Origin of the sequence: Nocardia thailandica NBRC 100428, assembly GCF_000308795.1 — a bacterium.
Classification (GTDB): domain Bacteria; phylum Actinomycetota; class Actinomycetes; order Mycobacteriales; family Mycobacteriaceae; genus Nocardia; species Nocardia thailandica.
The window spans coordinates 1-9,860 of record NZ_BAGK01000199.1 but is presented as its reverse complement, the minus strand read 5'-3'; the positions used below and the strand labels follow the sequence as shown (position 1 = coordinate 9,860).

At 72.1% G+C, this 9,860-nt stretch carries 12 protein-coding genes; 7 read left to right on the top strand and 5 right to left on the bottom strand.

What is annotated here, in order from left to right:
- Together ON36_RS22310 and ON36_RS22305 are read left to right on the top strand one after the other, a co-directional pair.
- A partial coding sequence (locus tag ON36_RS22310; protein WP_043657057.1) for a helix-turn-helix domain-containing protein occupies window positions 1-362 on the top strand: 362 nt, incomplete at its 5' end.
- 61 nt (window positions 363-423) lie between these two features.
- Window positions 424-1,278: an SCO6745 family protein gene (locus ON36_RS22305; protein ID WP_043657053.1), complete on the top strand. Its 855-nt coding sequence runs from the start codon at window positions 424-426 to the stop codon at window positions 1,276-1,278.
- A 3-nt stretch (window positions 1,279-1,281) separates the two neighbouring features.
- Here ON36_RS22305 and ON36_RS22300 read toward each other — a convergent pair whose 3' ends face one another.
- Window positions 1,282-1,704 (bottom strand): hypothetical protein, encoded by a 423-nt coding sequence (locus ON36_RS22300; protein WP_043657050.1) that lies wholly within the window; start codon window positions 1,702-1,704, stop codon window positions 1,282-1,284.
- A 245-nt stretch (window positions 1,705-1,949) separates the two neighbouring features.
- Here ON36_RS22300 and ON36_RS22295 point away from each other — a divergent pair, with 245 nt between their 5' ends.
- Window positions 1,950-2,270 (top strand): hypothetical protein, encoded by a 321-nt coding sequence (locus tag ON36_RS22295; RefSeq protein WP_043657049.1) that lies wholly within the window; start codon window positions 1,950-1,952, stop codon window positions 2,268-2,270.
- Between the two features lie 7 nt (window positions 2,271-2,277).
- Here ON36_RS22295 and ON36_RS35915 read toward each other — a convergent pair whose 3' ends face one another.
- From ON36_RS35915 to ON36_RS22280, 3 genes are read right to left on the bottom strand one after another with little or no spacing between them, the layout of a single operon-like run.
- Window positions 2,278-4,176, bottom strand: a complete 1,899-nt coding sequence (locus tag ON36_RS35915) for a serine/threonine-protein kinase (RefSeq protein ID WP_218001227.1) — start codon at window positions 4,174-4,176, stop codon at window positions 2,278-2,280.
- Window positions 4,177-4,196: 20 nt separating this feature from the next.
- Window positions 4,197-4,520: a hypothetical protein gene (locus ON36_RS22285; protein WP_157224979.1), complete on the bottom strand. Its 324-nt coding sequence runs from the start codon at window positions 4,518-4,520 to the stop codon at window positions 4,197-4,199.
- Window positions 4,521-4,561: 41 nt separating this feature from the next.
- Complete coding sequence (locus ON36_RS22280; protein WP_043657059.1) at window positions 4,562-5,035, bottom strand: MarR family winged helix-turn-helix transcriptional regulator; 474 nt, start codon at window positions 5,033-5,035, stop codon at window positions 4,562-4,564.
- A gap of 75 nt (window positions 5,036-5,110) precedes the next feature.
- Between ON36_RS22280 and ON36_RS22275 the strand changes: the two genes are divergently transcribed.
- From ON36_RS22275 to ON36_RS22260, 4 genes are all read left to right on the top strand, one after another.
- Window positions 5,111-6,544 carry an MFS transporter gene (locus tag ON36_RS22275; protein WP_043657043.1) on the top strand — a complete coding sequence of 478 codons (1,434 nt, stop codon included), beginning with the start codon at window positions 5,111-5,113 and terminating at the stop codon, window positions 6,542-6,544.
- A gap of 68 nt (window positions 6,545-6,612) precedes the next feature.
- Window positions 6,613-7,194: a CHAP domain-containing protein gene (locus ON36_RS22270; protein ID WP_043657041.1), complete on the top strand. Its 582-nt coding sequence runs from the start codon at window positions 6,613-6,615 to the stop codon at window positions 7,192-7,194.
- 205 nt (window positions 7,195-7,399) lie between these two features.
- Entirely contained in the window at window positions 7,400-8,539 is a 1,140-nt protein-coding gene (locus ON36_RS22265) for a hypothetical protein (protein ID WP_043657038.1), read from the top strand.
- 160 nt (window positions 8,540-8,699) lie between these two features.
- On the top strand, window positions 8,700-9,416 hold the full coding sequence (locus ON36_RS22260; RefSeq protein ID WP_043657036.1) for a DUF1906 domain-containing protein: 717 nt from the start codon (window positions 8,700-8,702) through the stop codon (window positions 9,414-9,416).
- Window positions 9,417-9,435: 19 nt separating this feature from the next.
- Here ON36_RS22260 and ON36_RS22255 read toward each other — a convergent pair whose 3' ends face one another.
- Window positions 9,436-9,777 (bottom strand): hypothetical protein, encoded by a 342-nt coding sequence (locus tag ON36_RS22255; protein WP_043657033.1) that lies wholly within the window; start codon window positions 9,775-9,777, stop codon window positions 9,436-9,438.
- Window positions 9,778-9,860: the final 83 nt, after the last annotated feature.

Here is a 9,860-nt window from a genome sequence, read left to right as displayed (position 1 = left end):
CGTTGCTCGCCGCGGGCATCGGCGGACGGGAATCGCATGTGCTGCACGCGCTCTCGGCCGGGTTCACGGTGGACACCTATCGGGCCTCCCGCGCTTTCACCGACGAGGAGTGGTCGGCCTGTCTCGACTCGCTGACGCGGAAGGGTCTCGCCGCCGACGGCACACTGACCGAGCGGGGCCGCGCGGTCAAGGCGGGCATCGAGGACGCGACCGACCGGCTGGCCGCCGAGGCGTATTCGTCGCTGAGCGCCACGGAGGTCGGGGAGCTGATCACGCTGCTCGAACCGATCGCGGGGCGCATCGCGGCCGGCGGCGAGATCCCGCGGAAGTCTCCGATGGGTCTCGACCTCTCGCGGCGCTGATCGTCGCGGAAATCAACCCTTCTGACTTCACTGAACTAAATCCAGCTGCTACCGTCGGGGCATGCGAAGCGAACTGGCACGCGACTTCTGGCGCGTTCTCGAACCCCTGGCCATCGTGATGGCCTTCGCGCCCGACTGCATTGCGGCGCTCCAGGATACGGGCCTGAAGGGGAGGTGGATGCCGTACTTCGCGGCGCGCACGGCGCCGCTGGGCGCCGTCGGACCCGCCGTGGTCGAGGCGACCTACTACGGCTTCCATCCGCGCCTCGTGGGGCGATCCATCCCGGACGCCTGGGAACTCGCCACCCCGGCGGCGGTGCTCGCGGCACGCAAGACCTCGGCGGCCGGCGTGCTGCGCAAGTCCGTGCCGGGGATCGAGGAGGCCGCGGCGGTCGTGCTGCCGGACCTGCGGCAGGCGATCGAGGCCGCCGACCCCGCGGGCAGGCCGCTGTTCGCCGCCAACCGCGCACTCGGCCGCGACGACGACCCGGTGGCCGAGCTGTGGCAGGCGGCGACCACGCTGCGCGAGCATCGCGGCGACGGCCACAACGGATGCCTGATCGCCGAGGGGATCGACGGCGCCGAGTCGATCGTGCTGTTCGCCACGGATCTCGGCGCGTCACCCCAGTTCTGGCAGGGCATGCGCGGCTGGACCGAGGAGGAATGGGCGGCCGCCGAGCACCGGCTCACCGAACGCGGCCTGCTCGGCGCGGACGGACTCACCCCGGCGGGCCGCGCGCTGCGCGCACACGTCGAGGACCGCACCGACGTCCTCGCGGCGCGGCCGTTCGCGGGGGCGGCCGACCCCGTCGCGCTGCTGCGCGCGCTGAAACCGCTGGGACAGGCCGTCTTCGACGCCGGGCAGATCCCCCGGCAGAACCTGCTCGGCGTGAACCTCGACGACGTGGTGCTCTAGCGGTCAGGGCACGACGAAGGCCGCGAATCCGGGGGTCGTCGTGCCCCCGGAGATCGGATCGAGCTGGAGCACGATCTGGCCGGGGCCGGTGCGCAGGGTGGCCGCGGGTGGGATGCCGTCGAGCCCGTTGGACAGCTGCGCCCACCCCGTCGCGCCGCTGCTGAGGTTGAGCCAGCGGATGCCCGAGGACAGCAGACAGCCCCAGCCGCGGTCGAGGCCGCCGGTCACGATCGCGGCGCCGGGCTCGGTCCCCAGCACGACCACGCACCGCGCGGGCGGCACGTCGAAGCTGCCGCCCGGGTTGCCGAAGGGGGCGGGATTGATCTGGAAGGGCACGGTCACCGGCTCGGCGGCGGCGGGACCGGCCGAGAGGGCCGTGGCCAGGGCCGCGCCGGCGAGCGCGGTGAGAAGACGAGCGAATGTCATGCGGCTGGCTCCTGCGTTCGAAGAGGAAGACCCCGACTCGTTCGTGACCGACGATAACGGGTCGGGCCCGCGCCCGGCGGCGGGCGCGCGAAAGACGCGCTGCGGTGCCGGGATGCCGCCCTGATCGCGCCTGCCCATCCAATCGGGGGCGCCGCGGGTTGTAATGTCGCACGGTTTCCCTGCGACAGACCCGGCGAACGTGAATACTGCACGCTGCGTTGTTGGTTCGGGAAGTGGGTTCGTGGATGTCTGTCAGCCGTGAGGGCGCGTACGCGCCGAAACTGTTCGCCGGTCGGATCGCCGTGGTGGCCGCCGCCGCCACGATCGGAATGCTGGGAGCGGGGGCGACCGCGACGGCGGCGCCCGGCACGGGATCGGCGGAGGCCGCGACGGGCTCGGCCACCGGATCGGCGGGCGCGCTGACCGGGTCGGCGAGCGGGCTGACCGGCTCGGCCGCCGGTGCGGCCAACGCGGGCGCCGCGACCGGCGCGCTGGCCTACCTGGCCTGGCAGAACTCGCACATGCTGACCGGCCTGATCCAGGTGCTGCTGACGCCGCGCGGCTGACGCGCCCTCAGTTCCTCGGGTATTTCTTCACCACGGTGCCGTCGAGGTCGGCGGCCAGATAGGCGCCGCCGTACTCGTCGGTGAGGTAGATCAGCAGCGACGGCTTGTCGTGGTTGAACGTCCAGGCCGGTTCGACGATGAAGTACCGCATGGTCGGCGTGCCGATGCCGAGTTCGCTCTCGGCGGTCCGGAACAGGCCCGGCAGCACCGACCAGTCGATGGTGCCCAGCCGCACGGTGGGTTCGTCGAGTTCGCCGCCCGCGCCGGTGCGGGAACCGGCGCCGTTGCGATAGGTGTAGTTGTCGTAGAGCTTCGGTTTGCCGGAGACCGGCGCGCCGGTGTTCAGGTATTCCGGGTACACCGTGGTCCGGGTGAACTCCTTGCCGCCGGTGACCTTCTCCAGGGCGGCGATCGCGGTGGCCATCCCCTCGGCGGTGAGCAGATTCCCCGCGGGCGCGGCGGCCTGGGTGCCCTTGCCCGGCTTGCCGGAGTTGGGTTTGCCCGTGGCCGGGGCGCCCGGCAGCGGCGCGGAGGTCGGCGTCGGCACGGGCGGATCGGCCGTGACCGTGCCTGCGCCGGAGCGCGGCCACGCCACGAACGCCACGATCACGGCGAGGACCACGAACACGGCGGCCGCGCCCGCCACCAGGGGGCCGCGCGGAAGTCCCTGTCGCGCTTCGGCATTCGGTCCGGACGGGTAGGCGATCGACGCCGCCTCGCCCGGCGGCGCGTACGCGGGGGCGCCCGGATACGCGGGAGCGGCCCGCAGGTGGTCGGGCCGGGAGTAGCCGCGGGTGTCGGTGAACGGCGGCATGCCGGCCGGGCCGTAGGCGGGAGCGTCGTCGGCGGGACGACCCGGCTGCGCGTACTCGCCGGAGCCCGCGAACTGCGCGCCCTGCGGCGGGTAGCCGGGCGCGGGATAGCCGCCGGGCAGGCCCGGCGCCGACCCGCCCGCCGACGGGAAGGACGGCGGCGCGCCGGTTCCGGCGGCATCGTGGTGGTCGTAGACGGCCGTGGCGGGCGCGGCACGGTGCGTCCCGGTCGGTTCGCGGGTGGGTCCGCCGGTCCACGACGGCACCGTGCCGCCGGTGGCGTGCACCGCCTCGACGAGCAGCCGGTCGAATTCCTCGGCCGTCGGCCTGCGCTCGGGGTCGGCGACCAGGACGGCGCGCAGCGGACCGGTCAGCGGGCCCGCCTGGCGGGGGACCGGCACCTCGCCCTTGAGCACCGCGGCCAGGGTGGCGACCGAGGTGTCGCGGCGCATCGGGTGGTAGCCCTCCACCGCGACGAACAGGATGAGCCCCAGCGACCAGAGGTCCGACGCCGGATTGCCCTCGATGCCGTTGAGCCGTTCGGGCGCGACGTAGTCCAGCGAGCCGACGACGCTGCCGGTGGAGGTCAGGCCCGTCATGCCGTGGATGGCGGCGATGCCGAAATCGGTGAGGACCGGCGAGCCGTCCTCGCGGACCAGCACGTTCGCCGGCTTCACGTCCCGGTGCAGCACGCCGACCGCGTGGGCGGCGCGCAGGGCGGCGAGGATGCCGCGACCGAGCTGCGCGGCCTGGGCGGTGGTGAGGCGGTCGGTGGCCAGCACGTCGGCCAGGGAGCGGCCGCGCACCAGCTCCATCACGATCCACGGGTGGGCCTCGGCGGGGGTGTCCACGATGTGATGGATCGCGACCACGTTGGGGTGGCCGATGCGGGCCAGCGCGCGGGCCTCGCGCAGTACGCGTTCGCGGTGCACGCTCGCGGTGACGGGGGAGTCCGCCTCGGCCCGCACCTCCTTGAGGGCGACCTCGCGGTGCAGGGCCAGGTCGAACGCCCGCCACACCGTGCCCATCCCGCCGCTGCCCAGTGGCTCGATCAACTGGAAGCGCTGGTCGATCACGGTCACACCCGAACTCACCGGGACAGCTTAGGGGAAACTCACTTCCAGGCGCGTTCCCAGCGGTCGGCGGCCCAGTCCCGCACCTCGGCGCTGACCAGCAGCGCGGGCAGCAGCAGGGCGAATCCGGCGAGGAGCACGGCCAGGCGCAGCCACACCCGTAGCTCGCCGAGGGCCCGCAGCAGGGCGGGCAGGACACACGCGCCCGCCACGACGACCAGCGCGATCGAGGCGGCCTCCCGGCCGGGGCCGTAGATCAGCGCCGCGCACACTCCGAAACACAGGCCGAGCACCAGGCCGAGGACTCCGACGAAATAGTTGTCCCAGGACAGCCAGCTCGGGCGGGTAGACCGTTGAGTGACCACGCGGCGCAGCATAATCACCGCGCCCGCGCGGGGGTGGGCTTTCAGGACGGACGCGGCCAGGGATTGTTCTCGATGCGCTCGACGTCCTGATTGAACTTGCGGACCAGCCTGCTCAGCTGCGCGATGTCCTCGGGGTCCCAGTCGGCGATCACGGTGTTGATCCCGTTGCGGCGCGCGGCCCGGTCGGCGTCGAGGGCGGCGCGCCCGGCGGGGGTCATCCGGATCTTGCGGGCGATGCCGCCGTCGGGGTCGGGAACCCGCTCGGCAACGCCCTGTTTGAGGACCGCGGCGACCTGGCGGTTGATGGTCGAGATGTCGAGCTGCAGCGCCTGCGACAGCTCCTTGAGACTCAGCGGTTCGCCCAGGTCGAGGCGGGTGAGGATGAGGAATCCGGAACGGTCGAGCTGGAACCCGGGACGGCGTCGCGTGGTGTTGGGGTAGTAGCGCGAGAGCAGGTTCAGCTCGAAGACCAGGCGGGCGAACGGGGTGTCGTCGGCGGGGCCGGAATCGGACATGAGCACCACTATGTCGCGTGGGTCACCGCCGAGACAAATTGTGCACTGTACACATGCTATGTACTCTACACATTCGTGACTGCTGTAGCCGACGCGACTTCGAGCGTCTCCGAAAGTCGCGGGCCGGCGCCCGCGGTTCTCATCGCCACCCTGTCCACCGTCGGTGTCGTCGTCTCGCTCATGCAGACGCTGGTCATCCCGATCATTCCCAGCCTGCCAACGCTGCTGAACACCTCGGCGTCCAACGCGTCCTGGGTCATCACCGCCACCCTGCTGGCAGGCGCCGTCGCCACGCCCATCGCGGGCCGGCTCGGCGACATGTTCGGCAAGCGCCGCGTGCTCCTGGCGAACCTGCTGTTCCTGGTCGTCGGTTCGGTCATCTGCGCGAGCTTCTCCACGCTGCTGCCCGAGATCATCGGGCGCTCGCTCCAGGGCGCCGCGGTCGGCGCGATCCCGCTCGGCATCAGCATCCTGCGCGACGAGCTGCCGCCCGAGCGGGTCGGCTCCGCCGTCGCGGTCATGAGCGCCACGCTCGGCGTCGGCGGCGCGGTCGGCCTGCCGTTCTCGGCGGTCATCGCGCAGAACGCCGACTGGCACGTGCTGTTCTGGACCGCGGCCGGGCTCGGCGTGGTCTGCGCGGGCCTGGTCTTCCGCTTCGTGGCCGAATCGCCGGTGCGCACCCCCGGTTCGTTCGACTTCGGCGGCGCCGTCGGCCTGTCGGTCGCGCTGCTGAGCCTGCTCGTCGGCATCACCAAGGGCGCCGACTGGGGCTGGTCGTCGGCCTCGATCCTGACCCTCTTCGCGGTCTCGCTGCTCAGCTTCCTCGCCTGGGGCTACTACGAGCTGCGGCAGAAGTCCCCGCTGGTCGACCTCCGCGTCTCGGCGCGGCCCCGGGTGCTGTTCACCAACCTGGCCTCCATCGCCGTCGGGTTCTCCCTCTACGGTATGTCGCTGACCTTCCCCCAGCTGCTGATGGCGCCCGAGGCGACCGGCTACGGCTTCGGGCTGTCGATGGTGGCGGCCGGCCTCGCGCTGGCGCCGACCGGCCTGGTGATGATGCTGCTCTCGCCCGTCTCGGCCCGGCTGACCGCCGCGCGCGGTCCGAAGGTGACGCTGGCGGCCGGCTCGGCGGTCATCGCCCTCGGCTACATCTCGGCGGTGCTGCTGATGAACTCGGTGTGGGAGATCATCGTCGCCGCGATCATCGTGGCGGGTGGCGTCGGCCTGGCCTACGCCGCGATGCCCGCGCTGATCATGGGCGCGGTGCCCATCTCCGAGACCGCGGCCGCCAACGGCCTGAACTCGCTCATGCGCTCGATCGGCACCTCCACCTCCGCCGCGGCGATGAGCGTGGTCCTCGCGCACATGACCATGCAGCTCGGCCCGCACGTGCTGCCCTCGCGCGAGGGTTTCCACACGACGTTCCTCATCGCGATGGCGGGTGCGCTGGTCGCCATCGTGCTCACCGCCTGCATCCCCCTCGGCCGCAAGCCCGCGACCCGGGATTGAGGCCGGGAACCATCCGGATCGCCCGTTCGTCAGTTCAGTGAACGACGCTCGTGACGAGGGGGATCCGGATGGAACGGCAGCGCACCGGCAACGGACGGCGATGGCTGATCGGCGCGCTGGTCGCCGCGACGGTGGCGGTCTTCGCCGCGGCGGGGGCGGGCTGGCTGCTGTGGCAGCGCAATGTCGCCGAGTTCCCCGAGATCGACGCCGCCCGCCTCGATCCCGGGCAGGCGGCCCTGGTCGAGGTGCTGCGGCGCGAGTACGACGCACCCGGCGAGGGCACCAAGTACGCCGAGGGGGTCGAGGAGGCGTGGTGCGCGGACTTCGTCAGCTGGACCATGCGCGCGGCGGGCAGGCCGCTGGCCAATCCGAACTCCGGTCACTGGCGCATCCCGGGCGTCTACACCCTGACCGACTACTACATCGCCGAGGGCCGCTTCACCCCGGCGAGCGCCGGGTACCGGCCGCGCACCGGTGACGTGGTCCTCTACGGGCCCGGCAGCGAGTACGGCCAGCACACCAACATCGTGTTGACCGCCGACGGCGACTCCGTGACCACCATCGGCGGCAACGAACTCGGCGGCCGGGTCATGGTGCGGACGATGCGCCCGGCCGACATGACCGATCTGATCGGCTACGGACGTTTCTGAAACTGATTGTCAGCCTTACGGATTCCTCCGCCGAACGGCTCCGCCCGCCGGGCGGCCACGTACCATGGTGACCGGTGGCGCCCGGCAGCGTCACCCACCAGCTCCTGCCCTGCTTCCCCCTCATCGGCAGGGCAGGGGCACGGTGGACCGCCGGTACCGGTTACCGTGGTGTGTCCGCGTGAAGGTGAGGGTTTCGGAAAATCTGATGCGACAGACCGATGAAACACGTATCGACCCGGTGTGGATCGACTACGCCGACTTCGGAGAACGGTTCGTCACCTTCGCGGTGACCGAGCGCCGGATCGAGGCCGCCGTGGCGACGATGACCGGCCGGGGCGTCTCGATCGGCCCGTTCTCCCTGGGCCCGGCCGGGCTGGCCGGCTTCGTGGCCGAGGGCACCCTGGGCACCCCGGAGGTCCGGCGAACTCCCGGCGAACAGCTCACCTTCGCGGTGACCGTCCCGCTGACCCTGGCCGTGAAGCTCACCCTCGGTGGCCGCACGCTCACCCTGGGTGCCCGGGTGGAGATCTCGCTCGCCCTGCACGCGCGCACGGCCGAGCCGCTGCTCGTGGTGATCGACGTCGCGCCCGTCACCGCCAAGGACGTCAGCTTCGTGCTTCGCGCCGAGGCCGGGGTCGACGCCGCCTGGGAGATGCTGCTCGACCCCATCGCCGGGCTCGTGCAGCGGGAGGTGGCCAACCGGGTGAACGCCATCGTCGGCGACCCCAAGGCGCGCGCGGGCCGGGTCTTCGACATCGAGGCCATCCTCGACGGCTACCGCTCGCCGCACCGCAACGACACCGTCTTCGACTGGATCGGCTACCGCGAGCTGGGCGAGCGCTTCTTCGAGCGCGTCGTCACGGCCGAGCGGGTCTACAGCGTGGTCTCGCAGATGGCGGGGCAGCCGATCGAGGTCGGGCCCATGGCGGCCGGGCCGCGCGGTTCGGCCACCGTCACGGTGCGCGGCGCGATCGAGGCGCCCCGGGTGACCGAACGCGCGCACACCGGCGTGGCCCGGGTCTTCGACATGGAACTGCCGGTCGGGCTGGACATCACCGTCGACGTCCTCAAGGCCAACCACTACCGGGCCGACCTGCTCATCCCGCTGGTCCTCACCGCCCGGGCGGCCGAGCCGCTGCAGATCGTCATCGACGTGCCGCCGCCCGCGCTCGAGGACATCGCCCTCGACTTCAAGGCCAAGGGCCTGCGCGCGGCGACCCTCGGCGTGCTCGCCGGGATCCGGAAGCAGGTCGTGGCCCAGGTGGTCGCGGTGGTCAGCACCGAGCTCGCCGACACCTCGCGGCGCACCATCGATGTCGGCGCGCAGATCGACGCCGCGACCTGACCCGGTGCGACACGTGTGGCGCAAGTTGCCCGTGGTTCTGGTAGTTCGGGTGTGAACGTGGTCTGATGACTCACGTTCGAAGGTCTCGGTGCGCAAGGCTCGGGGAAGGCGCGCCGGTGCCGCCGTTGCCCGTCGAGGCCGCCCGAAGGAGTCCGTGCCGATGCGTCCCTTCTCCGTGTCCCGGCGCGAATTCTTCGGGTTCGCCGCCGCCGCAACCGTTCTCGGCGCGACCGGACTGGCGGCGGCGCCGCGGTCCGGCGCCGCCGTGCACGGCACCCTCATCGACTACGCCGCGGGCGTGCCGTCCGCCGAGGCCATCCTCGAGGCCGGGCACATCGGGGTCATCCGGTACGTGTCCGACCGCAGGCCGGGCGCGGAATGGATGGAGGGCAAGCCGCTGCTGGCCGCCGAGGTCACCGCGCTGCAGGCGCTCGGGCTGTCCATCGTGTCGAACTACCAGTTCGGCAAGGGCCCGACCGCGGACTGGCGCGGCGGCCTCGAAGCGGGCAAGCGGCACGCCGAACGCGGCTGGGAACTGCACACGGCGGCGGGCGGTCCCGACACCGCGCCGATCTACGCCTCCATCGACGACAACCCGTCCGACGAGGAGTTCGAGGAGATGATCGCCCCCTACCTCGAGGGCTGGCAGTCGGTCATCGGTCCCGACCTCGTCGGCGTCTACGCCAACTCGCCCACCATCGACCGCGCGATCGACGCGGGCCTCGGTTCCTGGTTCTGGCAGCACAACTGGGGCACCCCGCGCGGGTACGTGCACCCCTCGGCGCACCTGCACCAGTTCGAGATCGACCAGCGCCAGGTCGACGGCATCGGCGTCGACCTCAACAACGCGCTGGCCGAGGACTACGGGCAGTGGTGACGGCCGCGGCGACCCGCGGCTAGGTCTGGCAGTGGCAGGTGGTGGCGACCCGGAGGTCGGGCTCGTCCTCGGCGACCACGCGCAGCCGGGGCCGGGGGTCGGGCTCGGCGAGCACCCCGCGCCACGCCATCAGCGACCAGCGCGACAGCCCGGAGAACGCGGAGCCGAGGCTCGCGAACGAGCCCGAGGACAGCGCCGAGCCCAGCGAGCCGACCGAGCCGATCGACAGCACCGAGCCGACGCTGCCGATGGAGAGGACCGAATAGGCCGAGCCGATGGACAGGATCGAACCCGTCGACCGGTACGACAGGATCGAGCGGGACGAGCGCCTACTGCGTACGGAGCGATCCGAGTTGGCCATACCCCGGTCTAGCACAGCGGAGAGGTGACGGGAACCCCACGACGCGCCGCGGGCCGCATCCGGCAGTGGATGCGGCCCGCGGC

Excerpts from the sequence above, each read along its gene's own strand:
- ON36_RS22270 (WP_043657041.1), top strand. The coding sequence starts at position 6,613 with ATGGAACGGCAGCGCACCGGCAACGGACGGCGATGGCTGATCGGCGCG.
- ON36_RS22295 (WP_043657049.1), top strand. The coding sequence starts at position 1,950 with ATGTCTGTCAGCCGTGAGGGCGCGTACGCGCCGAAACTGTTCGCCGGT.
- ON36_RS22305 (WP_043657053.1), top strand. The coding sequence starts at position 424 with ATGCGAAGCGAACTGGCACGCGACTTCTGGCGCGTTCTCGAACCCCTG.
- ON36_RS22255 (WP_043657033.1), bottom strand. The coding sequence starts at position 9,777 with ATGGCCAACTCGGATCGCTCCGTACGCAGTAGGCGCTCGTCCCGCTCG.
- ON36_RS22300 (WP_043657050.1), bottom strand. The coding sequence starts at position 1,704 with ATGACATTCGCTCGTCTTCTCACCGCGCTCGCCGGCGCGGCCCTGGCC.
- ON36_RS22280 (WP_043657059.1), bottom strand. The coding sequence starts at position 5,035 with ATGTCCGATTCCGGCCCCGCCGACGACACCCCGTTCGCCCGCCTGGTC.
- ON36_RS22260 (WP_043657036.1), top strand. The coding sequence starts at position 8,700 with ATGCGTCCCTTCTCCGTGTCCCGGCGCGAATTCTTCGGGTTCGCCGCC.
- ON36_RS22265 (WP_043657038.1), top strand. The coding sequence starts at position 7,400 with ATGCGACAGACCGATGAAACACGTATCGACCCGGTGTGGATCGACTAC.